The sequence below is a fragment of the Mycolicibacterium aromaticivorans JS19b1 = JCM 16368 genome (assembly GCF_000559085.1).
GTDB lineage: Bacteria > Actinomycetota > Actinomycetes > Mycobacteriales > Mycobacteriaceae > Mycobacterium > Mycobacterium aromaticivorans.
The window spans coordinates 3,395,768-3,420,378 of record NZ_JALN02000001.1 but is presented as its reverse complement, the minus strand read 5'-3'; the positions used below and the strand labels follow the sequence as shown (position 1 = coordinate 3,420,378).

Here is a 24,611-nt window from a genome sequence, read left to right as displayed (position 1 = left end):
GCTTGGAGTGGGACACTGGAGAGACCGACGACGAAGAGATGACCCGGATGACTCTGACCCACATCGAGGCGCGGTCAGCACCGACCGAACACATCGCCGTGCGGTGCGTGGATTCCGACGTCCACCCGGTACCGCGCCGCGGGGTGCTGATCGACTACATACCCGAGCCCTGGCGCACCAAGTACTTCCTCTCCCACCCCATCGGGGAGCAGATCTACTACGACGCCCCCGACTACGCGCACGCCTACGCGATGCGCACCGATACCTTCCCGCCCGACGGCGAGTTCGCCGGAACCGACCCTGATCTGGCGTTTCGTCAACTCGTCATGGATGCCGGTGCCGATATCTGCATCCTGGAACCGCTGGCTCCCGGGGCGCGCCTGGCCGACGCGGCGCAGGCTTCGGCCATCGCGACCAACCGCTGGCTCGACGAACACTGGCTGGACGGCCGCAACAACTGGCATCAGCGGTGGCGCGGCTCGATCACAGTGGCGATCGAAGATCCCGCCGGGGCGGCCCGCGAGATCGAGCAGTGGGCCGGCCACCCGTACATGTCGCAGATCCTGATCAAGGCCGAACCCCGGCCGTCATGGGGTGACCCAAAATACGACCCGATCTGGGCGGCCGCCACCAAGCACGACATCACCGTCAGCTGCCACCTCGGCCGGGGCAAGTTCGAGACCCTGCCGATCCCGCCGGTCGGTTTCCCCAGCTACAACCACGACTTCATGGTCAGCTACTCACTGCTGGCCGCCAATCAGGTGATGAGCCTGATCTTCGACGGCGTCTTCGACCGGTTCCCCACGTTGCGGATCGTGTTCGTCGAGCACGCCTTCAACTGGATCCTGCCGCTGATGTGGCGGATGGACGCCATCTACGACGCGCGCAAATCGTGGGTCGACATCACGCGCAAGCCCAGCGACTACGTCAAAGACCACATCAAGTTCACCACCCAGCCGCTGGACTATCCCGAGGACAAGACCGAACTGCTGCGGGCCTTCGAATGGATGGAATGCGAGAAGATCCTACTGTTCTCCTCGGACTACCCGCACTGGACATTCGACGACCCGCGCTGGCTGGTCAAGCACCTGCCCGAGCATGCCCGTGATGCCGTGATGTGGCGCAACGGCGTCGAGACTTACAAGCTGCCTACGACGGTTCCAGTGCTGGAGGGACAGACTCGGGTGTTCTGAGCGCTACGGCGGTGCGGGCCCGCCTGGCCCGCATCAGGCCGGCCACACCCAGCACCGTGAACACCCCGGCCAGGGTGACCAGCAACCAGGTCAGCATCATCAGCGGCGGGTCGAAGACCGCCGACGTCGTCGAGGGCTGACCGTCGGTGACCGGTGCCACGACCGCCACGCTGCGCGCGGCCAAACCGGTCACCACGGCGCCGGCCAGCGCCAGTGCGGCCAGGACCAACTGGACGATGTGCCTCACGAGGCGTCCACCGTCTCGCCCTCGACCAACCCGGTCAGCGCGGCACGCAGAGCGCGATGGTTACGCGCCCAGGCTTGCGCTGTGCGCTTGCCGGTGAGCTCGACGCCGATGCCGGTCCGGCCGCGGGGCACCCCGGACAACTCTCCTAGCGCCCGCGAAGTCTGCCACTTCTCCAGCGGCTCACGCGATTTCACCGAATGTTCAGCAGGCGGGAACACCCGCACGATGTGGGTCAGCTTGGTGACCTCGGTGCCCTGGCGCAAGGCGTCGCGGGTCAGTTCCACGCTGGTGTGGATACGGGCGGCCTTGACCTGGATGTAGAGGAAGCCGGTGACGAGCACCAGGAAAATCAGCGGCACGAACGGCTGGAATCCAGCCCCGCCCTTGATCTGGATCAGCAGCATCGCGATCGCCGACACCGGCCCGGCGACCAGCCAGTACCAGCTGGCGCCGGTTTCGAAGAACAGCCGCTCCGGCTGCTCGGTGCGCTGATCGTCAGACATCGGACTCCGGGGTGTACCACTCCTGGGCCGCGGGTCGCATGATCAACACCGCGGGAACGAACACCAGCACCATGGCAAACAGCCACACCAGGCCGCCGGTCATCACCGAGAACAGCGCCAGCAGTATCGCCAGCGCGATCGAGAGCGCCACCGCGGCCCGCCGGAAGCGGGTGTCACCGCCACGGGTCCGGCCTGCGATGTAGCTCAACAGCGCACCGGCCACGATCCACAGCACGCCGGCGCCGCGGAAGAACACCGGAACCGGGCTGTTGGAGAACACGAGCAGCAGGCCGCCCAACATCAGCACGATGGCCCCCGCCAGCCAGCACCAGAATGCGATCGAGACAAGGCGTGGCCGGGGTTGGGTTGCGGTCATGGTCGGGCCAGCCTATCGGGTCACTTGCTGAAGAACCCGTGCGCGTCCGGCCGGTGCAGCAGGTACGCGCCCCCCATGATCAACACCGAGCCGATGATGCCGGTGACCGCGAAGACGACCGCTTGCACAGTCTCCCGATCGGTGCTGAACAGGCTGGCCGCGGTATAGATGACGCTGGCCACGCCGCCACCGGTCAGTACCGTCCGGGTCCAGCGATAGCCGGACCGCATCAAGAACAGGAACGTGACGACCACCGCCGACACCGTCACCGCGAACAACACGGTGATCCCGATGACGAAGAACGACGAATGCTTACTCGCGGTGAAATACGCGTCGACGAGGTAGCCGATGACCATGAGCGGCAGGGCGATGAGCCACAGCCAGAAGCCGGTATCGACGTCGGCGGGACGCGTGTGAGCCGTGGGCGGCTGTTGATGTTGATGTGTCACGACAGCCAGCCCGCGACGTCAGCGGCCCAGTAGGTCAGCACGATGTCGGCGCCCGCGCGCCGGATGCTGGTCAGCGACTCCAGCGCAGCGGCGCGCCCGTCGATCCATCCGTTGGCCGCGGCCGCGCTGATCATCGCGTACTCCCCCGACACCTGATAGGCGGCAACCGGAACCGGGGAGACGTCGGCGGCCGCTCGCACCACGTCCAGGTAGGCCATCGCCGGCTTGACCATGATGATGTCGGCCCCCTCGTCGAGGTCGAGAACGATCTCGCGCAACGCTTCCCGCGCGTTGCCGCTGTCCTGCTGATAGGTGCGCCGGTCCCCCTGCAGGCTGGACGCCACCGCATCGCGGAACGGTCCGTAGAACGCCGAGGCGAACTTCGCGGCGTAGGCCAGGATCAGCACGTCGGTGAACCCGGCCGAATCGAGACCGTCGCGGATGGCCGCCACCTGACCGTCCATCATGCCGCTGGGCCCCACCACGTGGGCTCCCGATTCGGCCTGGGCGACAGCAAGTTTGACGTACTGCAAGTTGGTGGCGTCGTTGTCGACCCGACCCCGGGCGTCCAGCACACCGCAATGCCCGTGGTCGGTGAACTCGTCGAGGCAGGTGTCAGCCATCAGGACGGTGTCGTTGCCGAGGTCCTTGGCGAGGTCGCGCAGCGCCACGTTGAGGATGCCGTCGGGATCCACCCCGCACGAGCCGAGAGCGTCCTTGTCCGACTCACGCGGAACCCCGAACAGCATCAGACCGCCGACGCCGGCAGCCACAGCCTGTTCGGCGGCCCGGCGCAGCGAGTCGCGGGTGTGCTGATGGACCCCGGGCATGGAGGCAATCTCCCGTGGCTCGTCGATCCCGTCGGCGACGAACATCGGGAGCACCAAATGCCTTGGCTCCACCGTGGTTTCGGCCACCAATCGGCGCAACGCCGGAGTTGAGCGCAATCGGCGCGGACGCTGCCTGGGGAACGACATGTAACGGCTTCCGTTTAGCGGCGTCGGCTCTTCTTGCGCGGCGGCGGCAACGCCCCTTCGGCACGCAGCCGAGCGGCATGCTCGGCCAGCGCGTCGACCAGCGGACCGACCGCAGCGGTCTCCGGCTGCACATCGACCCGAAGCCCGAACTCCGCGGCCGTCTCCGCCGTCTTCGGCCCGATGCACGCCACGATGGTGCGGGCGTGCGGCTTGCCGGCGATGCCGACCAGGTTGCGCACGGTCGAGCTCGAGGTGAAGCACACCGCGTCGAACCCGCCGGTCTTGATCATCTCGCGGGTCTCGGCCGGCGGCGGCGCCGCCCGCACGGTGCGATAGGCGGTGACGTCTTCGATCTCCCAGCCGCGGTCGCGCAGACCTTCGGCCAGCGTTTCGGTGGCGATGTCGGCGCGCGGCAGCAGCACCCGGTTCACCGGATCGAAAATGCTGTCGTACTCCGGGAATTCGTCGAGCAGACCGAGCGAAGACTGCTCACCGGCGGGCACCAGCTCAGGGCTGACGCCGAAAGCGCGGACCCGGTCGGCGGTCGCTTCGCCCACGCAGGCGATCTTCACGCCGGAGAAAGCCCGGGCGTCGAGACCGAACTCGCCGAACTTCTCCCACACCGCGCGGACCGCGTTGGTAGAGGTGAACACCACCCACTGGTAGCGGCCGTCCACCAAACCCTTGACGGCCCTTTCCATTTGAGCCGGGCTGCGCGGCGGCTCGACGGCGATCGTGGGCACCTCGATGGGCAGTGCCCCATGGCCGACCAGCCGGTCGCTCATCTCGCCGGCCTGATCCTTGGTGCGCGGCACCAACACAGTCCAGCCGTACAGCGCGCGGCTCTCCCACCAGTTCAACTTGGCGCGGTGTGCCACCGTCTTGCCGATGGTGACCACCAGCGTGCCGGTCAGCGGACCGGCCGGATCGCTGTTGCAGGCCAGGGTGGCGCGGTCGGTCAGGCCGTGCAGCGTGGTCTCGACCGAACGCTGGCCGCAGGTGGTGCCGTTGGAGGTCACCACACACGGCGTGGCCTCGGCCAGGCCGTACTCGATCAGGGTGCGCGCGGCCTCGGGAAGGTGCGAGGCGCTCGCGGTGAGGATCAGCGGGCCGGGTGCGGCGGCCAAGGCCGCCCAGTCGACCTCGCCGCGCACGTCGGCGACGGTGTGCGCCGATCCCAGCGGCAGACCCGCGTAGGTCGGGACCGCGCTGGTGGCGGGCAGACCGGGAACGATCTCGAACTCGGCGTGGGCGCGGGCGACGGCGTTGACCTCGGTGATGACCGAATCAATCGACAGCGGATCCCCGGCGACCAGGCGCACCACGTCGAAGCCGGCCTTGGCCTCGTGGACCAGCGTCTTGGCCACCTCGGCCGGGTCGCCGAGCGCGGGCCGGATGTCCGGGCCGACGGATACCACCGGCGGCGCGGTCTCGTCATGGCCGTCGGCAGGGGGACCGTCCGGCGCCGGCGCGGGGCCGGACGCCGGTGGCAGGTCGGTGCCGACCACGCTCAGGACGGCCGGTGGCACGTCGGGATCGGTGAACACCAGCGCGGCGTTGGCCAACACGGTGCGGGCTCGCGTCGTCAACAGGTTGGGGTCACCCGGACCCGAGCCGACAAACGTGATGTGTCCCGGCTTCGCCTTGCGTCCCCGACCGCTCACATGACCAGTCATCGCTTCACTCCCGCTCTGCTCCGTCTTCTGCCGTACCTACGGAGCCCTGTACCGACATGACTTCACGAGCACCGAGCTCGAACAACTCCGCGGCGACCGAGAGCCCCAGCTCTGCGGACCGGCCGGGCGTGCCGATACCGGACGCACGAATCACGTCGGATCCGTCTGCTGCCGCCACGCATGCGCGCAGTGACAGCTCGTCGAAGACGCGGCCGTCGTCATCGATGGACTCGACCACTTCGGCGATCGCGCCCACCGGTGCGGAACAACCCGCCTCCAGTTCGGCCAGCAGGGTTCGCTCCGCGGTGACCGCGACGCGGGTGTCGGGATCATCGAGTTCTCCCAACAGCGCCACCAGCTCGGTGTCGCCCGCGCGGCACTCGACCGCAAGCGCACCTTGGGCCGGCGCTGGCAACATCTGCACCGGCTCCAGCGTCTCGGTGACATCGCCGAGTCGTCCAAGACGGGCCAGGCCCGCCCGGGCAACCACGATGGCGTCGAGATCACCACTGCTTACCCTGTTCAACCTGGTATCTAGGTTGCCTCGTAGGGGGCGGATTTCCAAACCGAGACCCAGTGCTTTAAGCTGCGCAGCCCGTCGCACCGAGCTCGTGCCGATCACCGAACCCGCCGGCAACTCCCCCAGAACCAAGCCGTCGCGGGCCACCAAGGCGTCGCGGGCGTCCTCCCGGGGCGGGATCGCGGCGATGGTGAACCGCTCGTCGGATGCCGTCGGCAAATCCTTGTACGAGTGCACCGCCATGTCGACGCGGCCGTCGGCGATGGCTTCACGCAAGGCGGCGGTGAACACCCCGACCCCGATTTCGGCGATCGGCTTGTCGGATCGGTCGCCGGCGGTGCTGATGATGATCAGCTCGGCGCGGTGCCCGCGCTCGATCAGTTGGTCTCTGATGGTCCCCGCCTGCGTGGTCGCCAGCAGGCTGCCCCGGGTACCTATCCGGATCACCGCGTCGTTACTGCCGGCCAACCGCGCTACCCGGTGCCGTCGGTTCGGCCTTGTTCGAATTCCGTTGCCAGCAGGGGCAATTCACCTGCGGCCACGGCATCGACGGCCTGCGGATCGAGTTCGAAGAGTTCTCGCAACGCCTCGGCGTAGCTGTCGCCGCCCGGTGCGCTTGCCAGCTGCTTGACGCGCACCGTCGGGGCGTGGAGCAGCTTGTCGACCACCCGCCGCACGGTGCGGGCGACCTCGTCGCGCTGGGCGTCGTCCAGGCCCGGCAACCGGTTGTCCAACCGCAGCAGCTCTGATTCGACGACGTCGGCGGCGCGCTGGCGCAGTGCGGTGACTGTGGGTGTGACTTCCGACATCCGCTGGCCGGTCAGGTAGCTGGCAACCTCGGCGGCGACGATCTGACGGGCTGCTTCGGCGTCGGCGGCCGCGGCCCTGGCCGACGGTTCGCGCTGCACCCGGTCCATGTCGATGACCGCCACACCGGGCAGACCGGCCACGGCGGGGTCGACGTCGCGGGGCATGCCCAGGTCGCAGAGCACCAGCGGAGCGGCGGTCTCATCGCGGCGGACGCTGGCCAGCGCGTGGTGCACGTCGGCCAGCGAGATCACCGGGCGGACCGCGCCGGTACAGCTGACCACGACATCGGCGGTGGCCAGCGCGGTCGGCAGGTCATCGAGGCTCAGCGCCTGGGCTGTGGCGCCCTGCTGGCGGATGCTCTCGGCGAGGCGCGTCGCACGTGGCAACGACCGGTTGACGACGTCGATGTGCGTGATGCCGGCGCGCAACAGATGCGCGACCGACAGCCCACCCATCGATCCGGCGCCGACGACGGCGGCGGTGCGTCCGGCCAACCCGTCCATCCTCGAGGCGGCGATGTCGAGTGCGACGGACACCACACTGGCGCCGGCGGTGTCGATCGCGGTTTCGGAGTGCACCCGCTTGCCCACCGACAGCGCGCGCTGGGACAGGTCGTGCAGGATCCGCCCGACGGTCTTGTTGGCTTCCGCGGTGGCGTAGGCACGTCGGACCTGGCCGAGCACCTGCTGTTCGCCGATCACGGCGCTGTCCAGGCCGCTGGCGACCGCGAACAGATGCTCGACGGCGGCCTCGGAGTAGCGGACGTAGGCGTACTTGGTCAGATCGCCCATCGGCATGCCGGAGTGCTCTGCGAGCACCTGGCCGATCGCCGACAGGCCGCCGTGGAAGGCGTCGACCACCGCGTAGACCTCGACGCGGTTGCACGTGGACAGCACCATCGCCTCGGTCACCAGCGGTGACTGCAGGAGCTGATCGACGATTTTGAGCTGGTCCGACTCGTCGGTGGACAGTTGCTCGAGGACCGAAACCGGAGCGCTGCGATGCGAAACTCCGAACAGCAGGACGCTCACGGCACGATCACCTGGCCCGCTCCCTCGCTGTGACGGAATGCTCCGTTAGTGAAACTTAGTTCCACGGTAAACGCTGCGCAGGCAGCTGGCCAAATTCCGCCGGTGTTCACCGCTGGGACAGGTCGGCGCGAAGCCTCTCGACATCGACATCCCAGTAGCTGTGCTCACGTCCGTCGAGTAGAACGACCGGCAGTCGGTCGCCGAATTCGGCGCGTAAGGCGTTGTCCCCCGCGGCCGCAGCGGCGTCGACGTCGGTGGCCGTCAGCTCGAAATCGAGTTCGGCGGCCAGCTCGGTGAGGCGCCCGTAGACCTGCTGGCAGATGGTGCACCCGGCCCGGGTCAACAGCTCGACGTGTGCGCGGCTCACCTGAGCCAGTGTCGCAGTTAGGGTTGACCCATGGGTTCCGGGGACCACGACCAGGAGCTTGCAGGTGATGCCGGCGCCGAGCTGGCCGTCGACGAGTTGGTCGCCGAGCAAGCCAGCGCGGTGGCGCGTGACGCCAGCATCGCCGCGGTGCGCGAGCCGGGGCCGGTGGCGGCCGAGTCGACCGTGCCGCCGCCTGCCGACCTCACCGCGGCCGCGTTCTTCGACGTGGACAACACGTTGGTGCAGGGCTCGTCGCTGGTGCATTTCGGCCGCGGGCTGGCCGCACGCAAGTACTTCACCTACGGCGACATGGCCAAATTCATCTACGCGCAGGCCAAGTTTCAGCTCACCGGCCGGGAGAACAGCGACGATGTGGCCGAGGGCCGGCGCAAGGCGCTGGCGTTCATCGAGGGACGCTCGACGGCCGAGCTGATCGCCGTCGGCGAAGAGATCTACGACGAGATCATCGCCGACAAGATCTGGCCGGGCACCCGGGCACTGGCGCAGATGCATCTGGACGCCGGCCAGCAGGTGTGGCTGGTCACCGCGACGCCGTACGAGCTGGCCGGCACGATCGCCCGCCGGCTCGGCTTCACCGGCGCGCTGGGGACGGTCGCCGAGTCGGAGAACGGGGTCTTCACCGGCCGGCTGGTGGGCGACATCCTGCACGGCGTCGGCAAGGCACACGCGGTGCGGCAGCTGGCCGTTCGCGAAGGGCTGAACCTCAGACGCTGCACCGCGTACTCCGACAGCTACAACGACGTGCCGATGCTGTCGCTGGTGGGCACCGCAGTCGCGATCAACCCCGATGCCGACCTGCGCGAGCTGGCCCGCGAGCGCGGCTGGGAGATCCGCGATTTCCGCACCGCACGCAAGGCGGCACGCATCGGGGTGCCGTCGGCGCTGGCGCTGGGTGCGGTCGGCGGCGCGCTGGCGGCGGCGGTGTCACGCAGGCGCTGATTCACAGCGTGCGCAATAGCCGCTGATAGGCTCCCCGGGTGTCAATCGCCAGCGACATCATCGGAACCCACTACCGCTATCCGGATTACTACCTCGTCGGTCGCGAGAAGATCCGCGAGTACGCCAAGGCGATCCAGTCCGACGATCCGCTGCACTTCAGCGAGGAGGCGGCCAAGGCCGCCGGTTACCCCGACGTGGTGGCGCCACTGACGTTCATCGCGATCCCGGGCCGCCAGGTGCAGCTCGACATCTTCCGTAACTTCGACGTCGGCATCAATATCGCCCGCGTCATTCATCGGGACCAGAAGATCAAATTCCACCGCCGGATCGTGGCGGGCGACAAATTGTTCTTCGATTCGTGGCTGGACTCGGTTGTCGAATCGCACGGCACGGTGATCAGCGAATTGCGCAGCGAAGTCACCGACGAAGATGGCAAACCGGTGATGACGACCGTCGTGACAATGATCGGCGAAGCCGGCGGCGACGAGGAAACCAATGCTCAGGTCGCGGCCATCGCCGCGGCGGCACTGGGCAGGCAAACCTAGCGCGCAGTGGCCGGGCTCAGCCCAGGAACATGTTGCGACGCTTCGTCAGCAACTGATACAGCGTCTGCTGGATGGTCTCGCGCACCTGATCGGTGAGATCGAACGTGATCATCGGATCGTCGGCGGCGGCCTCGTCGTAGCTGGCCGTCTCGATGGGCTTGCCGAATGCGATGTGCCACTTCGACGGAAGCGGGATCAGTCCGGCCGGCCCGGCCAACGGGAAGAGCGGCGTGATCGGGAAGTAGGGCAGCCCGAGCACCCTCGCCAGGAGCTTGACGTCGGTGATCATCGGATAGATCTCCTCGGACCCGACGATCGAGCACGGGATGATCGGCGCCTTGGTGCGCAACGCCGCCGAGACGAAGCCGCCGCGGCCGAACCGCTGCAACTTATAGCGATCGCGGAACGGCTTGCCCAAACCCTTGTAGCCCTCGGGGAAGACGGCGGTGAGTTCCCCGCCGGCCAGCAGACGATGGGCGTCGGTGGTGCACGCCATGGTGTGGCCGGCCTTGCGGGCGATCGGGCCGAGCATCGGCATATCGAAGACCATGTCGGCCGCCAGCAACCGGACGTCCCGATTCGCCGGGTGGTGGTCGTGCACCGCCACCGACAACATCAGCCCGTCCATCGGCAACGTTCCGGCGTGATTGGCGACCACCAGGCCGGCGCCTTTTTTGGGCAGATTCTCGATGCCACTGACCTCGACCCGGAACCACTTCTGGAAAAGCGGCCGGAGCAAAGGCAATACGATCGCGTTGTTGAACATCGGGTCGAACCCGAATTCGTCGACCGAATAATCACCGGTGAATCGTTTGGTGACATACTCCGCGACGGCCGAAATGCGTTGCGCCAGTTCATTGGGCGCATCCTCGGCGACCCCGATTCCACTGGCACCGCGCCGCGCGTCTATCTCCCGGACGACGGCGGCGATCTCCTCCGCCGAGGCCCGGGTGGCCGGGTCGGACAGCAGCGAGGGATGACGGCGCGCCGCGTCGGCGCGCTGCGCAGCACGACGGGCCGCCGCGACTCGACTCGTATTCGAGTGCAGCGGAATCACTTTCGCCTTTGGTTCACCCGCCACTTCGGTACCTTCTCCCCACCATCGGCCTGTCAGCCGCCCCACCGCTGCGCAACGGCGACCGCGCGACTCTCCACAGATCGTACCCATTTCGGGTCGATGATCGGCGTCAAACCTCGGCCGCGCACGTAGTCGTCGAACGCCTCCATCGTCGTCCATTTCGGCGTGAAGCCCAACTCGGAGCGCATTCTGGTGGTGTCCATGACCCGGCCGTAATTCAGCCAATCCATCTGGTCACGGTTGAGGTCGGAAGCCCGGCCCGCTCTTCGCAACGAATACAGTGCCCAAACCGCGGAATTCGGCAATGGAATCGCAACGCGCCCGGACCGCCGGACCGCTTGCGACATCATGATCACGCCGTCGGCGCCGATGTTGAAAGTGCCCGATTTGCCGGCCATCGTGGCCCGCTCCAGCGCCCCGAGCGCGTCTTGCTCGTGCAGCAGCTGCAGCCGCGCATCGTGGCCGAGCATCGTGGTCACCAACGGGCCGGCCAGATACCGCGACAGCGCAGTGTCCATACCCGGGCCGATCATGTTGGCCAGCCGCAGAATCGTGACCGCGATGTCGGGCCTGCGCCTGCCGAGTCCGCGGGCATAGCCCTCGATGTCGATGCTGTCGCGGGCGAACCCTTCCGCCGGCGGGCGACGGCTACTGCTGTCCTCGGTGAACGCCACCGGATCGTGCGGGTGCGAGCCGTAGACCTCGGAGGTCGACTTGAGGATCACCCGCCGTACCGAGGGCGCCTTCTGGCACGCCGCGAACAGCTGCATGGCGCCCATTACGTTGATTTCCTTCAACGTGGCGCGCCCACCCGAACGGGGGGCGTACGACGCCGCGGCGGCATGGACCACGGTGTCGACCTCGCCGTTGCGAATCACCTTGGCGATGAACGGGTTTCGGATGTCGGCGCGGACGAACTCGGCGCGGCCCATCCGGCGCAGCAAGTCCTTGCTGGGCGCGACGGCGTCGACCGCGATGACTTTGTTGATCAGCGGGTTCTGCGCCAGACGCGCGGTGAGGTATCCGCCGAGGAAGCGACACGCTCCGGTGACCAGCACGACCTTCGGGTAATGCGGGGCTTCGTTGTCGATACCGCCGGAAGACATCAGCACAGCCTATCGGCCGGCGCGAAACCCGGCACGGCTCGACGACGATGGCCGAGCCAGGCCGGGTGCGACGTCTACTTGCCGAGTTTTCTGCGCTGGACCCGGGTACGACGCAGCAGCTTGCGGTGCTTCTTCTTCGACATGCGCTTACGCCGCTTCTTGATGACTGAACCCATGAAAATCCGCTACCTAAATCCTCGCAGTGCCTGCACGAGAGCAGGCTTCTTGTGTCCCGGACACCTTACCTAAGCAGGCATGCGGAACGGAAAACGACCTGTTGCCGACGAGCTCGCTAGCGTGCGATGAACGCCTGCGCGACGAGCTCGCTAGCCCGCGTCGAAGTACGACGTCTCCAGCAGATCGTGAACGGCCTTCGCGTGCACCCGGAATGACCTGCCCACCCGCACCGCGGGCAGCTCGCCGTTGTGCACCAGGCGGTAGACCGTCATCTTGCTGACGCGCATCAGCGCGGCGACCTCGGCGACGGTGAGAAATTGAGCTCGAGCGGCGGGCGGGTTGTCGGCGCCGGCATCACGCGCCGACTTTCCAGCCGAATCCCGCGCTGATGGCCCGTTCATAGACGTCATCGCAACCCAATCCGTCAGGCACGGGCAGTTCCAGCGGCTTCCCCACCGCTGGCACCCAGCCGTGCATACACGAGGAGAATAGCGTGGCGGATGGGGTTACTGCGACGGGTGTGGGTCAATCCATCAGAAATTCTTTGAACTACTCTGATGTAATTCCTAGCTGCTCAGAGCGGGTTTTTGCGGCATCGATGGCTGCTGCGAGTGCCGCCCGAAGCCCACCGTTCTCGAGTTCGCGCAGGCCAGCGGCAGTGGTGCCGCCGGGTGATGTGACCATCGCCCGCAGCCGGGCCGGCGACGTGTCCAGGCCGACGTCTTCGCCGGCAGCGCGCTGACTGTCGAGACGTTCCAGCAGCATCGCCGCGGATCCGGCCATGGTCTGCACGGCAAGGTCCGTCGCGACGGCCCTCCCGAGCCCGTTGGCGACCGCCGCATCGACCAAAGCTTCGACGAACAGGAAGAAGTAAGCGGGCCCCGAACCGGAGACGGCCGTGACGGCGTCCAGTTGGCCCTCCGGGACCGTCAACACGTCGCCGACGCAGCGGAACACCGCCGCGACGTCAGCGAGCTGCTCAGAGGTGGCGAACCGCCCAGGCGCCATGGCACTGACGCCGGCACCGACCAGCGCCGGTGCGTTGGGCATCACCCGGACGACCGGTGATCCGGCCGGCAGTCGCGATTCGTAGAAGCCGATCGTCACCCCCGCGGCGACGGTCACGAAGACCTGCTCGACGCTGTCGCCCTCGGCCTGGGCGGCGGCCTCCGCGATCTCGGCCACGACGGACTCGGCATCACCGGGCTTGACCGCCACAATGACGAATGCGGCGGTCTCCACCGCCTCCGACACCGACGCCAGCTGGATCGAATACTTCTCGCCCAGGTAGCGGGCACGCTCCGGCATGCGTTCGGAGACGACGATGTCCTTCACCTGCCGGCCCGCCCGAAGCAGCCCCGCAAGGATCGCCTCGCCCATACTGCCGCCGCCGATGATCGCGATTCTGGCCATGCGCAGACCCTATCGGCCGTTCGATCTCCCCACGATTTCGGCGCGCTTTCGTTCGCCCAGCGGCGGTTTGCGCGCCGAAGTCACTGAGCGGGCACCAGGGCGAGCTGGCGGGTCTGCACGACGATGCGTCCGGCACTGTCCACCACGGTGTGGTCCTCGTCGAACCAGTCCTGGCCGATCTGGGTGGTCGTGCACGCCACCCGCAGCCAACCCTGGTCCGGCATGCCCCGCAGGTACGCCGTCATCTGCACCGTCGGCGCCCAGCCGCGGCGGCCCACCGCGTAGCAGGCCGGCACCGAGATGTCGCCGCACATCAACGCGAACAACACGTCCACCGGCCCATCCTTGGGCCGCACCCAGATCTTGAACACCGGCGCACCGGACTCGGTTCGGGTCTCGTCCAGGTCGGGGCGGATGTCGCAGCCGCGCGCCAGATTGTTGATCGCCGCCGCCGGATGGCCCGGGCCGATCGGCTCGATGTGCTCCGGCGGCTCGACGCTCATCAGCGGTGTCACCGGATTGGCCGACAGCAGGGGCTCGACGTGATGTTCAGGATCGCCCAGGGTGACGACGCTGCGCACGCAGGTGCGCCCACCCTGGGTGAGGGCGACGTCGACCAAACCGATTCGGCGTCCCCGCTTCTGAACGCTGGTGACCAGGCGAACCGACCCGGGATCCGGCGCGGACAGGAAATCCGCCGACACCGCAACCGGTTCAGCTGTGTTCATTCCCTTGTCGCTCCGCCCCAGCCCGCCGGACTCCTGCACATACGCCGCCCGGGCGGCGTTGGCGCACAGCGCCAGCATCACGCCGCCGTGAATCTTGGGCCCAATTGTCCAGTGCTCGTTGAGGTTTGCCTCGAAACCATCCTCGACGGGGTGCAACATCATCGCGTCGGCGAACCGGGGGTGCATCAATGCCTTTCTCACACAACAATTCCGCGCGCTGCGGCACTCACCGCAGCAGGTGGGTGCGCGCGAACTGCAGCGATTCGACCAGCAGCGCCTCGCGCTCGGCCTTGGTGCGCGCACCCGAGGTGGTGACCTCCAGGATCACATGCCCGGTGAAGTCGCTGGCGGCCAGCATCTGGCACACCTCCGCGGTCGGCTGGGTTCCCCGGCCAGGCACCAGGTGTTCGTCGGTCGAGGCACCGTTGCCGTCGCACAAGTGCAGGTGCACCAGACCCTCACCCATCCGGTCGGCCATCTCCAGGGCGTCGGTACCCGCCGTCGCGGTATGGGACAGGTCCAAGGTGTAGTGCGCATGGTTGCCATCCAGCGGGTCATACGACGGCGCGAACGCCGAAATGCCCACCCCCGGACGGCCGCCGCGCTTGCGCATCCGCTCGATCGACGGGTCGCCGGAGCCGAAGAACCTGTCGGCCCGGAACGGGAACATGTTCTCCACTGCCACCAGAACGTCACTGCGGCTTTCCAACTCGGCGACCTGTTCGCTGAACCCGTCGGCGTAGCGGCGCTGCCATCGGAACGGCGGATGCACCACGACGGTCTGCGCGCCGAGCCGCTCGGCGGCCTGCACGCTGCGGGTCAGCTTCGGGATGGGATTGGCGCCCCACACCCGCTGGGAGATCAACAGGCACGGCGCATGCACCGACAACACCGGCATGTCGTACTGCCGGGAGAGCTTGGCGATGGCGCCGATGTCTTGGCTCACGGTTTCGGCCCACACCATGAGTTCGACTCCGTCGTAACCCAATTCGGCCGCGTACTCGAATGCGGCCTCGGTCCTCAGCGGATAGACCGAGGCCGTCGACAGACCGACCTTGATGGCTGGGCGCACTGACGAATCAGGTCGATTGCAGCAGCGCCAGCGGTCCGAGCGTCACCAGCGCACCGACCGCCACGGCGATCAGCGTGCTGGCGATGTCCTCGGTCTTACGGACGATTCGGACGGCGATCACCAAACCGAGAATGACCAACACCGAAAGCACCAGCGCGACGATGTTGTTCCACCGCCACAGCTGGTCGAACGCGATGAAGAGCCCGGCACCGAACGCGACGGCCAAAATCGACTGACCGGCCACCAGCAGCCCGCGCCAGAGTGCGGTGAGCTTGCCTTCGCGCGGCCGGTCCTCGGCGTGGTCGGCCTGGGTGTCGAGGTCTGCCGAGGGCGTGTCGCCGTCGTGCTCGTCGACGGCCACACCGCGGCGGGCGAGGTCGTCCGCGACGGTCTGGCCGCTGAACAGGGCGCCGGCGGAGGACCGCAGATAGGACTGCAGCTCGGCGGCCTCGTCGACCTCTTCGTCGGCGGTCAGGTCGAGCACCGGCGCCGCCTCGTCGACCGGGTCGAACGCCATCTGCTCGGCGTCGGAGTCCGATTCGTCGACGGGGGTGGGTTCGGGCCGGCGCAGCGGGCGCGGGTCATACGCGCGCTCCGGGCCCGGCTCACGCCGCGGCAGCGGGCGCTCCGAGCGCGGCGGCGGTCCGTCGAACGGCCGCTCCGGTGCTTCGTCCTCGAGTTCCTCGTGTTCTGCTGCCTCGTCGTCGACCACCTCGGTCGCGGCGGCCGAGCCGTTGGTGGCGGCCGGCGGCGCAGCGGGAGGCTCAGGCTCGACCGGCTCCTCGGCGACGTGGTCCTCGCGCACGACGGGCATCTCGCCGGTCCGGAAGATCGGGATCTCACCGGTCAACTCGGCGACAGTCACAGCGTCACTGTTGCCGCGACGACGACGGCGGCGCCCCCCGACCGGCGGAGAGCCGATCGTTCCGTTCTTCGCGAGCAGCTCGGCCACCGAGATGGGCCTGCTGTTCTCGCTGTCATCTGGTGCTGTCATCGTGTGCCTCTCGATCGGGCAGTCGACCGATCAAAATTCTTGCTTCCAGCATCCCCCACGGCGGTTTCCACCAGGGCAGTTCCGTCAGCTTCACTGTCGAGTCGGCGCAGGATGAGACCCTCGCGCAGCGCCCACGGGCAGATGTCCACGGATTCCAATGACAGTGCTCGCATGCTCGCCTCCGCCACCAGAGCACCGGCCACTATCTGTGGCGCCCGCTCGGCACTGACTCCCTCCAACTCGGCACGATCTGTCGTGGTCATCCTAGAGATGAAAGATATGAGCTGCCTCAGGCCATTGAGGGTCAGCGTTCGTTTGACCCTCGGCCCGGCACCCGAGGGGGCCGCACCGGTGAGTCGCGCCAGCGACCGGAAGGTCTTCGACGTCGCGACCGCGAGGTCCGGGAGGCCGGCGTCCAGGACGAAGGTACTGGCCTCGGCCAGCTCGTTGTCCAGCCAGTCGCGCAGCATCGCGACCCGACGGCGGCCCGGCGGATCGTCCGGGAGCCACTCGCGGGTGAGCCGGCCTGCGCCCAGCGGCAGGGACAGCGCCACCTCGGGCGCTTCGTCGACGCCGTTGGACAGCTCCAACGAGCCGCCGCCGATGTCGAGGTTGATGATGCGACCGGCGCTCCAGCCGTACCACCGGCGCACCGCCAGAAACGTCAGCCGCGACTCGTTCGCACCGGACAGAACCTGCAGGTTCACCCCCGTTTCGGCGAGCACCCGCGCCAGGACGTCCTCGGAGTTCTTGGCATCGCGCACCGCGGAGGTGGCAAAGGCCATCAGGTCGGCGCAGCCTGAACTGGCCGCGATCTTGGCGAATTCGTCGATGGTGTCGATCAGCTTGTCGGCACCGCGCCGGGTGAGCTTGCCTGAGTCGTCGATCGCCTCGGCCAGCCGCAGCGCGGCTTTGGTCGAGCTCATCGGAGTCGGATGCCCGCCGCGGTGGGCATCGACCACCAGCAGATGAACTGTGTTGCTGCCCACGTCGAGCACGCCTAATCGCACGTGAACAAAACTAGCCTGCGTTCCGTGCGCGGCACCTGCGACATGGGGCAAATGCCACCGCGAAGGTGGCGCGCACGTGGACTACGGTTGGGCGCTGTGACAGATGCGCACCCTGGCGAAGTTGACCTGGACTTCCCCCGCGAGTGGGTGGAGTTCTACGACCCGGACAACCCGGAACATCTGATCGCCGCGGATTTGACTTGGCTGCTGTCGAATTGGACGTGCGTGTTCGGTACGCCGGCCTGCAAGGGCACCGTCGAGGGCCGGCCGGATGACGGTTGCTGTTCGCACGGGGCATTCCTGTCCGACGACGACGACCGCGCCAACCTCGACGATGCGGTCAAGCACCTGACCGACGAGGATTGGCAGTTCCGGGACAAAGGGCTGGGCCGCAAGGGCTACCTCGAGATGGACGAGTTCGACGACAAACCGAGCTTGCGCACCCGCAAATACAAGGGTGCCTGCATCTTCCTCAACCGGCCGGGTTTCCCGACCGGGATCGGCTGCGCGCTGCACACCAAGGCGCTCAAGCTCGGGGTCGAGCCGCTGACCATGAAGCCCGAGGTGTGCTGGCAGCTCCCCATCCGGCGCGTCCAGGAGTGGATCACCCGACCGGACGGCTCGGAGATCCTGAAATCCACGATCACCGAATACGACCGGCGCGGCTGGGGTGAGGGCGGGGCCGACCTGCACTGGTACTGCACCGGTGATCCGGCCGCCCACGTCGGCGCCAAGCAGGTGTGGCAGTCCTACGCCCCGGAGCTCACCGAGTTGCTCGGCGAGAAGGCGTACTCGGAATTGGCGTCGATGTGCCGGCGGCGTGGCGGATTTCCGCTGATCGCCATCCACCCGGCCACCCGCGCCGCGCAGTAGCGCGCATCCCGCCGGGCTCTCCGTCTCCACCACAGGCTGAGCATTATTTGCTAGTTCTGCATCACTGTGTACAAAACTCGTGACCTTCGTCATCCCCTGCTGAGGTTGCCATGCGACCTAAGTAGGGTTACGGTGCAGTTAATAGCAGTTCGGTGACTACGGGAGCAGATCTTCGCTGTGTTGGCTGAACAGTCTGATAATCAGATCTCAGCTGGTAACAGCCGGCCGAATAATCTTCGCCAAAACTCAACCGAAGCGTTATTTGACGAGAACAGCATCCCGCCGCTCTGGCAACAGCCGCAGGCTTCCCGACGGGAGACCCGGCGCTTCCGGCACTCCAAGCGATTGATCTTGAGTGATGCCGCCGTCATTTGCCTTGCGTCGGCCGCCGTGACGATGGCGTTGTTCGCCGGCCAACCCTCTGTCCTGCTGACCTACGCGGTGGGTTCAGCGGCACTGGCCGCCTCGTGGATGGCGGCGCTCGGCCTCACCGGATACCGCGTTCGCCGGGTGGTGGGCCGCGATGTCGGTGAATACATGAGCGTCACCCTCGCCACCCTCCAGCTCTTCGGGCTGATCGCGATCGGCGCGCTGCTCCTGCACGTCGACGTGTCGCGAACCTATCTCGCCGTCGTCTTCGCGGTCGGCCTGCTCGGCCTCCTGACCAGCCGGCTGTGTTGGCGCCGGGTGGCGGCCGCCGAACTCCGCCGCGACGAGCACCAGATCTCGGTGCTCGTCGTGGGCAGCGCGAGGACCGCCGCCGACGTCGCCACCAACTTCGTGCGAGATCCCGGCGCCGGTTACCGCGTCGTGGGTATCTGCACACCCACCGGACCGACCGCGCAGAACGACGGCATCGACGTCGATGGGCGCCACATCCCGATCGTCGGGATAGACCAGGCGATCGTCGACGCCGTCCGACACACCAACGCCCACACCGTCGCCCTGGCCGCTACCGATCATCTGCATCCCACCGAGATCCGCCGCCTGATCTGGGAACTCGATTCGCTGGGCGTGGACCTGATGATCGCCCCCGGCCTGGTCGACATCGCCGAGGACCGGCTGCACAGCCGACCTATCGCCGGCATGGCGATGTTCGAGGTGGCCAAGCCCCAGTACGACGGCGCCAACTCCGCGGCCAAGCGGGTGTTCGATGTCGTGTTCACCCTCGCCGCGATGACGATCATGGCGCCGGTGTTCTTCCTCGCCGCGCTCGCCGTGCGGCTCTCCGGACCCGGGCCGGTGTTCTACGCCTCCGAACGAATCGGGTTCAAGGGCACGACGTTCACGATGCTGAAGTTCCGCAGCATGGTCGACGGCGCCGATGCCAACGCGCAGGCGATGATCGCCGCCAACGGCAGCGACCCGGTGTTCTGGAAAGACAAGGACGACCCGCGGATCACTCACGTGGGCAAGATCATTCGCAAGTACAGCATTGATGAACTGCCGCAGTTCATCAATGTGCTGCGCGGCGACATGAGCGTGGTGGGGCCACGCCCACAGGTGCGCCGCGAGGTGGACTCCTACGACGATCTGGTGCGCAGGCGGCTGACGGTGAAGCCCGGACTGACCGGGCTCTGGCAGGTCAGCGGACGATCAGACCTGCCCCTCGAGGACGCCGTACGCCTCGACCTCAGCTACATCGAAAATTGGTCACCCATCCGCGATCTGGTGATCATCGCCAAGACCATCAAGACGGTCCTGAGCGGCGAAGGCGCCTACTAGGCCCGGCCGGACGACGATGCGGCGCAGCGCAGCGAGCCGCTGAGGAGTCCGGCAATCAGGCCCGGCTGGACGACGATGCGGCGCAGCGCAGCGAGCCGTTGAGGAGTCCGGCAATCAGGCCCAGCCGCCGGTAACGGCCGGTCCGTCAGCCCTCGAGCTTGTAGCCCAGGCCCCGCACGGTGACCAGGTGCACCGGGTTGGCCGGATCGGATTCGATCTTCGAGCGCAGACGCTTGACGTGGACGTCGAGGGTCTTGGTATCCCCCACATAGTCCGCGCCCCACACCCGGTCGATGAGCTGACCGCGGGTGAGTACCCGCCCGCTGTTGCGCATCAAATACTCCAGCAGGTCGAATTCCTTGAGCGGCAAGGTAATCGGCTCGCTGCCAACGGTCACGACGTGCCGTTCGACGTCCATCCGGACAGGGCCGGCCTCCAGGATCGCGTCGCCGATGCCGGAGTCCTCGGTATCGCTGCCGCGACGCAGCACGGCCCGGATGCGGGCGATCAGTTCGCGGGCCGAGTACGGCTTGGTCACGTAGTCGTCGGCGCCGAGTTCCAGACCGACGACCTTGTCGATCTCGCTGTCGCGGGCGGTCACCATGATCACCGGCACGCTGGAGCGGGCCCGCAGCTGCTTACACACGTCGGTGCCGGTCATGCCAGGCAGCATCAGGTCGAGCAGCACGATGTCGGCCCCCGACCGGTCGAATTCAGCCAGCGCCGACGGGCCGTCGCCAACGACGGTGGCCTCGAACCCCTCCTTGCGCAGCAGGAACGCCAGCGGGTCGGCCAGCGATTCTTCGTCTTCCACGATCAACACATTGGTCATTGGCGTAGTGCCTCCTGGTCAATGGCCGAAAGGTCGGCCGGTTCGTCATCGTCGGTATGCGGATAGGCGGGAATGGACAGGGTGAACGTCGAGCCGGTGCCCGGCTGGCTCCACAGCCGGATACTGCCGTTGTGATTGGCCGCCACGTGTTTGACAATGGCCAGCCCCAGACCGGTGCCGCCGGTGGCCCGCGAGCGCGCCTTGTCGACCCGGAAGAACCGTTCGAAAACCCGCTCCTGATCGGCGCGGGCAATCCCGATACCCCGGTCGGTGACGGCGATCTCGATGTTGTCGCCACGACGGCGGCGACTGATCGACACCTTCGATCCGTCGGGCGAGTATGCGATCGCGTTGGAGATCAGGTTGGCAAGCGCGGTGACCAACAACGACTGGTCACCCAACACCCGGAACCCACTCGGCGCGTCGGTGGTCACCGTGATGTCGGCATTGTCGGCGGCCACTTTGTGGCGCGAAATTGCTTCGCTGACAACCGAATCGACGTCGACGCTGTCGAGGTCGGGAAGCGGCTCGGCACCCTGCAGGCGGGACAGTTCGATCAGCTCGCGGACCATGTTGGCCAGTCGCTGCGATTCGGTGAGGATCTTCTTGCCGAAGTGGCGCACGGTCTCGGCATCGTCGCCCGACTCCAACAGCGCCTCGGCCAGTACGCCCATCGCGGCCACCGGGGTCTTGAGTTCGTGGCTGACGTTGGCCACGAAATCGCGCCGGCTGGCCTCCATCCGGGCCTGCTCGGACTGGTCGTCGACGTAGACGACGACGAAGCGGGGATCCTGCTTGCTCAGCAGCCGCACGTGCCCACGCACCGACAGCCCGGACCGGCCTGCCGTCGCGCGCTGCGGCTGGGACAGGTCGACCTCGACGCCCTCACCGGTGGCCAGCACGCTTTGGGCGGCCGTCCAGGCCCGCTCGTCGAGCTGGCGGTCCCGCACGATGCCGAGTTCGGTGGCGCGATCGTTGATGAACACCACGTCGCGATGGGAGTCGACGACCACCATCCCGATCGGCGCCAGCGACACCACATGCTGCAGCATCTGCGACACCGTGATGCCGGCTTCGGTGATCGCGCGGCGCTGCCTGCGCTCCATGATCCGTGGCGTGAGCGCGGCCCCGATTCCGAGTCCGCAAGCAAGCGCTACCAGCGCTGCGGCGGTGGCCAGTACTGCCACCGAGCCAACACTCACAGGAAAAGGGTACGCATCCGGTGAACGTCATCCCAGCAGCGTGCGGCCAAATCGGTACACGTCACAGTCTCAGCGCGCATGTATTCCGCCCCCGTTTACCCCGTGTTTGCCAAATCCGGGGCGACCACCGAAGTTACTTGGCGCCCTGGCTGGCGACCGCGGCCGCGCCGGCGGCGGCGGCCTCGGGATCCAGGTAGGTGCCACCCGGCACGCGCGGCTTCAGATCGGCGTCCAGGTCGTAGCGCAACGGGACGCCGGTCGGGATGTTGAGGCCGACGACGTCAGCGTCGGACATGTTGTCCAGATACTTCACCAGGGCCCGCAGCGAGTTGCCGTGCGCGACCATCAACACCGTCTTGCCCGCCTGCAGGTCCGGGACGATCGTCTCGGTGAAGTACGGAACGAAGCGGGCCACGACGTCGGCAAGACACTCGGTCAGCGGGCCGCCGTCGATGTCGGCGTAGCGCGGATCGGCGTCCTGGCTGTACTTACTGCCCTTCTCGATGGGCGGCGGCGGTGTGTCGTAGCTGCGCCGCCACAGCATGAACTGTTCCTCGCCGTACTTTTCCTTGGTCTCGGCCTTGTCGAGGCCCTGCAGGGCGCCGTAGTGCCGTTCGTTGAGCCGCCAGTTGCGGGTCACCGGGATCCACAGCCGGTCGGCGGCGTCCAGCGCCAGGTGGGCGGTGGTGATCGCGCGGCGCAGCAGCGAGGTGTAGAGCACGTCGGGCAGCAGCCCCTGCTCGGCCATCAGCCTGCCGCCCCGCACCGCCTCAGCGCGACCCTTGTCGGTGAGGTCGACGTCCACCCAGCCGGTGAACAGGTTCAGCGCGTTCCATTCGCTTTCGCCGTGCCGCAGCAGGATCAATGTGGAGTCAGCCATGCCGGAATCCTCTCACGACCCCGTTTGGTCGTCCTCGTCTATGAGGTGCTCGAAGGCCGCCAGGTTCTTCAGCGATTCGCCGCGCGACACCCGCCACGCCCACTCCTTCTGGATGGACGTTTTGAAGCCCAGTTCCAGCAGGGTGTTGAAGTCGGTGTCGACCGCCTCGAGCACCTGGCCGAGCACCCGGTCCAGCTCGTCGGGGGTCACCGCCTCCAGCGCCATCCGCCCGATCAGATAGATGTCGCCGGTGTTGTCCAGCGTGTAGGCCACCCCGTAGAGCCGGCGGTTGCGCTTGAGCAGGAACCGGTAGACGCCCTGGTGGTTCTCGTCGGGCTGCCGGCAGACGAACGCCTCGACGCGCACCGAATGCTCACCGACGCTCAGCAGAGTGTTGGTCGTGAGCTTGCGCTCCCCCGGCAGCTCGACGATCAGTCCGGGCAACCCGCCGTGGGCGCCTTCGTGGCGGGAGTAGACCAGCCCGTGCTCGTCCAGCGCCTTCTCGATGACCTGTTGGACCTCGGCGGCGCCGACGCGCGATCCGCCTTCGGCTTCTCGCCCGCCATTCATAACCGCACACCCCGCCGCATCGACCAGCGCCGCCCGTTGCGCTTGGCCAGCGCATCACCGGCCGCGCGCCGGTGCCGGGCGCTGGCGTAGTCGTCGATCGCGTGGCCGTAGCTGGTCAGCAGTCCGTCGACGGTGTGCGCCCAGGAGAACCCCTGCGCATGCTCGACGGCCGCTCGGCTGAGCTCGTCGGGGTCGCGGGCCAGCACTGCGGCGATCGCGTCGGCCCACTGGCCGGGCTCGTGTCCGGCGACCAGCGCACCGCTGACTCCGTCGGCTACTGCCACCGGCAGGCCGCCGACCGCGGCGGCGACCACCGGCGTGCCGCACGCCTGCGCCTCCACCGCGACCAGGCCGAACGATTCCGAATAGCTGGGCACGGCGACCAGATCGGCGGCGCGATAGACGTTGACGAGTTGCTCGCGCGACTGGGGCGGCAGGAATGTCACCCGGTCGGCCATACCGAGTTCGGCGGCGAGGCCCACCAGCGCGTCGGGTGCGGCCAGGCCGCTGCCCGACGGACCACCGGCCACCAGCACCCGCACGCCGGGCAGCCGGGCGGCGGCGCGCAACAGCACATCAGGTGCCTTGAGCGGTTGGATACGCCCGACGAAGGCGACCACGCGCTCGCCGTCGGACAGGCCGAGCGCCGCTCGCGCAGTGCGCCGGTCGCCGGGGGTGAACGTCTCCAGATCGACGCCCGGGTACACCACATCGATCCGCCGCGGGTCCGCGTTGTGCAGCGAAATGAGCTGGTGTGCTTCATCTTCGGTGTTGACGACCAGCCGGTCGGCCTCGTCGACCACCTGCTGTTCGCCCACCGCGCGCAGCGGTGGCTCCGGCGAGTCGCCGTCGGCCAGTGCGGCGTTTTTCACCGCGGCCAGCGTGTGGGCGGTGTGCACCAACGGCACTGCCCATCGGTCGCGGGCCAGCCAGCCGACCTGGCCGGAGAGCCAGTAGTGCGAATGCACGATGTCGTAGTAGCCGGGCTCGTGGTTGGCCTCGGCGCGCAGTACTCCGGCGGTGAACGCGCACAGCTGGGTAGGCAGGTCGTACTTGTCGAGTCCCTCGAAGGGCCCTGCCACCACGTTGCGCACCAGAACCCCGGGGGCCACCCGGACCAGCGGCTGATCCGACGACGACGTCGCCCGGGTGAAAATCTCCACCTCCACCCCGCGCCGGGCCATGTGCAGCGCGGTCTGGAGCACGTAGACGTTCATTCCGCCGGCGTCACCGGTCCCGGGCTGCGCCAGCGGGGAGGTGTGCACCGACAACACCGCGACGCGCCGCGGCATCGCAT

General features: G+C 67.6%; 28 protein-coding genes. 5 read left to right on the top strand and 23 right to left on the bottom strand.

The window, feature by feature from the left end; all coding sequences use genetic code 11:
- The first annotated feature begins 47 nt into the window (after window positions 1–47).
- Entirely contained in the window at window positions 48–1,193 is a 1,146-nt protein-coding gene (locus Y900_RS16385; protein WP_036346978.1) for an amidohydrolase family protein, read from the top strand.
- Here the strand turns inward: Y900_RS16385 and Y900_RS16380 are convergent.
- From Y900_RS16380 to Y900_RS16340, 9 genes are all read right to left on the bottom strand, one after another.
- Window positions 1,150–1,440: a hypothetical protein gene (locus Y900_RS16380; RefSeq protein WP_036343222.1), complete on the bottom strand. Its 291-nt coding sequence runs from the start codon at window positions 1,438–1,440 to the stop codon at window positions 1,150–1,152. The genes Y900_RS16385 and Y900_RS16380 overlap by 44 nt on opposite strands.
- Complete coding sequence (locus Y900_RS16375) at window positions 1,437–1,943, bottom strand: transport-regulating membrane protein Mce1N (protein ID WP_036343220.1); 507 nt, start codon at window positions 1,941–1,943, stop codon at window positions 1,437–1,439. The genes Y900_RS16380 and Y900_RS16375 overlap by 4 nt, the downstream gene beginning before the upstream one ends.
- The gene (locus tag Y900_RS16370) at window positions 1,936–2,319 is read right to left on the bottom strand and encodes a hypothetical protein (protein ID WP_036343219.1); all 384 of its coding nucleotides are present in this window, start codon (window positions 2,317–2,319) and stop codon (window positions 1,936–1,938) included. Before Y900_RS16370 ends, Y900_RS16375 begins: the two co-directional genes overlap by 8 nt.
- Before the next feature lie 20 nt (window positions 2,320–2,339).
- Window positions 2,340–2,768: a hypothetical protein gene (locus tag Y900_RS16365; RefSeq protein ID WP_036343218.1), complete on the bottom strand. Its 429-nt coding sequence runs from the start codon at window positions 2,766–2,768 to the stop codon at window positions 2,340–2,342.
- Window positions 2,765–3,745, bottom strand: coding sequence for a porphobilinogen synthase (gene hemB / locus Y900_RS16360; protein WP_081845133.1), 981 nt, complete (start codon window positions 3,743–3,745; stop codon window positions 2,765–2,767). Before hemB ends, Y900_RS16365 begins: the two co-directional genes overlap by 4 nt.
- A 14-nt stretch (window positions 3,746–3,759) precedes the next feature.
- The gene (locus Y900_RS16355) at window positions 3,760–5,421 is read right to left on the bottom strand and encodes a bifunctional uroporphyrinogen-III C-methyltransferase/uroporphyrinogen-III synthase (RefSeq protein ID WP_237752580.1); all 1,662 of its coding nucleotides are present in this window, start codon (window positions 5,419–5,421) and stop codon (window positions 3,760–3,762) included.
- 4 nt (window positions 5,422–5,425) lie between these two features.
- Complete coding sequence (hemC, locus tag Y900_RS16350) at window positions 5,426–6,388, bottom strand: hydroxymethylbilane synthase (protein ID WP_051660409.1); 963 nt, start codon at window positions 6,386–6,388, stop codon at window positions 5,426–5,428.
- 26 nt (window positions 6,389–6,414) lie between these two features.
- Window positions 6,415–7,782: a glutamyl-tRNA reductase gene (locus tag Y900_RS16345; protein WP_036343212.1), complete on the bottom strand. Its 1,368-nt coding sequence runs from the start codon at window positions 7,780–7,782 to the stop codon at window positions 6,415–6,417.
- A 106-nt stretch (window positions 7,783–7,888) separates the two neighbouring features.
- Entirely contained in the window at window positions 7,889–8,149 is a 261-nt protein-coding gene (locus Y900_RS16340) for a glutaredoxin family protein (protein ID WP_036343211.1), read from the bottom strand.
- A gap of 30 nt (window positions 8,150–8,179) precedes the next feature.
- Between Y900_RS16340 and Y900_RS16335 the strand changes: the two genes are divergently transcribed.
- Together Y900_RS16335 and Y900_RS16330 are read left to right on the top strand one after the other, a co-directional pair.
- Window positions 8,180–9,109, top strand: a complete 930-nt coding sequence (locus tag Y900_RS16335; protein WP_036343210.1) for an HAD family hydrolase — start codon at window positions 8,180–8,182, stop codon at window positions 9,107–9,109.
- A 38-nt stretch (window positions 9,110–9,147) separates the two neighbouring features.
- Window positions 9,148–9,654 (top strand): FAS1-like dehydratase domain-containing protein, encoded by a 507-nt coding sequence (locus Y900_RS16330; RefSeq protein ID WP_036343208.1) that lies wholly within the window; start codon window positions 9,148–9,150, stop codon window positions 9,652–9,654.
- Between the two features lie 16 nt (window positions 9,655–9,670).
- Here Y900_RS16330 and Y900_RS16325 read toward each other — a convergent pair whose 3' ends face one another.
- From Y900_RS16325 to Y900_RS16290, 9 genes are all read right to left on the bottom strand, one after another.
- The gene (locus tag Y900_RS16325) at window positions 9,671–10,735 is read right to left on the bottom strand and encodes a lysophospholipid acyltransferase family protein (RefSeq protein ID WP_036343207.1); all 1,065 of its coding nucleotides are present in this window, start codon (window positions 10,733–10,735) and stop codon (window positions 9,671–9,673) included.
- Between the two features lie 29 nt (window positions 10,736–10,764).
- Window positions 10,765–11,838, bottom strand: a complete 1,074-nt coding sequence (locus Y900_RS16320; RefSeq protein WP_036346976.1) for an SDR family oxidoreductase — start codon at window positions 11,836–11,838, stop codon at window positions 10,765–10,767.
- A gap of 74 nt (window positions 11,839–11,912) precedes the next feature.
- On the bottom strand, window positions 11,913–12,014 hold the full coding sequence (locus tag Y900_RS30960; protein WP_003402602.1) for a 30S ribosomal protein bS22: 102 nt from the start codon (window positions 12,012–12,014) through the stop codon (window positions 11,913–11,915).
- Between the two features lie 150 nt (window positions 12,015–12,164).
- The gene (locus Y900_RS16315) at window positions 12,165–12,425 is read right to left on the bottom strand and encodes a helix-turn-helix domain-containing protein (RefSeq protein ID WP_036343205.1); all 261 of its coding nucleotides are present in this window, start codon (window positions 12,423–12,425) and stop codon (window positions 12,165–12,167) included.
- 139 nt (window positions 12,426–12,564) lie between these two features.
- The gene (gene proC / locus Y900_RS16310) at window positions 12,565–13,428 is read right to left on the bottom strand and encodes a pyrroline-5-carboxylate reductase (protein ID WP_036343203.1); all 864 of its coding nucleotides are present in this window, start codon (window positions 13,426–13,428) and stop codon (window positions 12,565–12,567) included.
- An 80-nt stretch (window positions 13,429–13,508) separates the two neighbouring features.
- Window positions 13,509–14,342 (bottom strand): thioesterase family protein, encoded by an 834-nt coding sequence (locus Y900_RS16305; protein ID WP_036343202.1) that lies wholly within the window; start codon window positions 14,340–14,342, stop codon window positions 13,509–13,511.
- Window positions 14,343–14,382: 40 nt separating this feature from the next.
- Complete coding sequence (locus tag Y900_RS16300) at window positions 14,383–15,228, bottom strand: sugar phosphate isomerase/epimerase family protein (protein WP_036343200.1); 846 nt, start codon at window positions 15,226–15,228, stop codon at window positions 14,383–14,385.
- Window positions 15,229–15,235: 7 nt separating this feature from the next.
- Window positions 15,236–16,222 carry an Rv0497 family membrane protein gene (locus tag Y900_RS16295; protein WP_036343199.1) on the bottom strand — a complete coding sequence of 329 codons (987 nt, stop codon included), beginning with the start codon at window positions 16,220–16,222 and terminating at the stop codon, window positions 15,236–15,238.
- Complete coding sequence (locus Y900_RS16290) at window positions 16,219–17,232, bottom strand: Ppx/GppA family phosphatase (protein WP_036343198.1); 1,014 nt, start codon at window positions 17,230–17,232, stop codon at window positions 16,219–16,221. The genes Y900_RS16295 and Y900_RS16290 overlap by 4 nt, the downstream gene beginning before the upstream one ends.
- 51 nt (window positions 17,233–17,283) lie before the next feature.
- Between Y900_RS16290 and Y900_RS16285 the strand changes: the two genes are divergently transcribed.
- The gene (locus tag Y900_RS16285; protein WP_051660101.1) at window positions 17,284–18,105 is read left to right on the top strand and encodes a DUF3109 family protein; all 822 of its coding nucleotides are present in this window, start codon (window positions 17,284–17,286) and stop codon (window positions 18,103–18,105) included.
- 351 nt (window positions 18,106–18,456) lie between these two features.
- Entirely contained in the window at window positions 18,457–19,830 is a 1,374-nt protein-coding gene (locus tag Y900_RS16280) for a sugar transferase (protein ID WP_237752579.1), read from the top strand.
- A gap of 145 nt (window positions 19,831–19,975) precedes the next feature.
- Here the strand turns inward: Y900_RS16280 and Y900_RS16275 are convergent, their stop codons facing one another.
- From Y900_RS16275 to mshA, 5 genes are all read right to left on the bottom strand, one after another.
- On the bottom strand, window positions 19,976–20,662 hold the full coding sequence (locus Y900_RS16275; protein WP_036343195.1) for a winged helix-turn-helix domain-containing protein: 687 nt from the start codon (window positions 20,660–20,662) through the stop codon (window positions 19,976–19,978).
- A complete protein-coding gene (locus tag Y900_RS16270; RefSeq protein WP_036343194.1) occupies window positions 20,659–21,864 on the bottom strand; it encodes a sensor histidine kinase in 1,206 nt (401 codons plus the stop codon). Before Y900_RS16270 ends, Y900_RS16275 begins: the two co-directional genes overlap by 4 nt.
- A 133-nt stretch (window positions 21,865–21,997) precedes the next feature.
- Window positions 21,998–22,744 (bottom strand): phosphoglyceromutase, encoded by a 747-nt coding sequence (locus Y900_RS16265; RefSeq protein ID WP_036343193.1) that lies wholly within the window; start codon window positions 22,742–22,744, stop codon window positions 21,998–22,000.
- A gap of 12 nt (window positions 22,745–22,756) precedes the next feature.
- Window positions 22,757–23,314, bottom strand: a complete 558-nt coding sequence (locus Y900_RS16260; RefSeq protein ID WP_051660099.1) for a type III secretion system chaperone family protein — start codon at window positions 23,312–23,314, stop codon at window positions 22,757–22,759.
- The gene (gene mshA / locus Y900_RS16255) at window positions 23,311–24,606 is read right to left on the bottom strand and encodes a D-inositol-3-phosphate glycosyltransferase (RefSeq protein WP_036346972.1); all 1,296 of its coding nucleotides are present in this window, start codon (window positions 24,604–24,606) and stop codon (window positions 23,311–23,313) included. The genes Y900_RS16260 and mshA overlap by 4 nt, the downstream gene beginning before the upstream one ends.
- Window positions 24,607–24,611: the final 5 nt, after the last annotated feature.

Coding starts and splice junctions, on each gene's coding strand:
- Y900_RS16375 (WP_036343220.1), bottom strand. CDS start 1,943: ATGTCTGACGATCAGCGCACCGAGCAGCCGGAGCGGCTGTTCTTCGAA.
- Y900_RS16260 (WP_051660099.1), bottom strand. CDS start 23,314: ATGAATGGCGGGCGAGAAGCCGAAGGCGGATCGCGCGTCGGCGCCGCC.
- hemB (WP_081845133.1), bottom strand. CDS start 3,745: ATGTCGTTCCCCAGGCAGCGTCCGCGCCGATTGCGCTCAACTCCGGCG.
- Y900_RS16370 (WP_036343219.1), bottom strand. CDS start 2,319: ATGACCGCAACCCAACCCCGGCCACGCCTTGTCTCGATCGCATTCTGG.
- Y900_RS16275 (WP_036343195.1), bottom strand. CDS start 20,662: ATGACCAATGTGTTGATCGTGGAAGACGAAGAATCGCTGGCCGACCCG.
- Y900_RS16355 (WP_237752580.1), bottom strand. CDS start 5,421: ATGACTGGTCATGTGAGCGGTCGGGGACGCAAGGCGAAGCCGGGACAC.
- Y900_RS16295 (WP_036343199.1), bottom strand. CDS start 16,222: ATGACAGCACCAGATGACAGCGAGAACAGCAGGCCCATCTCGGTGGCC.
- mshA (WP_036346972.1), bottom strand. CDS start 24,606: ATGCCGCGGCGCGTCGCGGTGTTGTCGGTGCACACCTCCCCGCTGGCG.
- Y900_RS30960 (WP_003402602.1), bottom strand. CDS start 12,014: ATGGGTTCAGTCATCAAGAAGCGGCGTAAGCGCATGTCGAAGAAGAAG.
- Y900_RS16265 (WP_036343193.1), bottom strand. CDS start 22,744: ATGGCTGACTCCACATTGATCCTGCTGCGGCACGGCGAAAGCGAATGG.
- proC (WP_036343203.1), bottom strand. CDS start 13,428: ATGGCCAGAATCGCGATCATCGGCGGCGGCAGTATGGGCGAGGCGATC.
- Y900_RS16305 (WP_036343202.1), bottom strand. CDS start 14,342: ATGCACCCCCGGTTCGCCGACGCGATGATGTTGCACCCCGTCGAGGAT.
- Y900_RS16335 (WP_036343210.1), top strand. CDS start 8,180: ATGGGTTCCGGGGACCACGACCAGGAGCTTGCAGGTGATGCCGGCGCC.
- Y900_RS16320 (WP_036346976.1), bottom strand. CDS start 11,838: ATGTCTTCCGGCGGTATCGACAACGAAGCCCCGCATTACCCGAAGGTC.
- Y900_RS16285 (WP_051660101.1), top strand. CDS start 17,284: ATGCCACCGCGAAGGTGGCGCGCACGTGGACTACGGTTGGGCGCTGTG.
- Y900_RS16315 (WP_036343205.1), bottom strand. CDS start 12,425: ATGACGTCTATGAACGGGCCATCAGCGCGGGATTCGGCTGGAAAGTCG.
- Y900_RS16385 (WP_036346978.1), top strand. CDS start 48: ATGACTCTGACCCACATCGAGGCGCGGTCAGCACCGACCGAACACATC.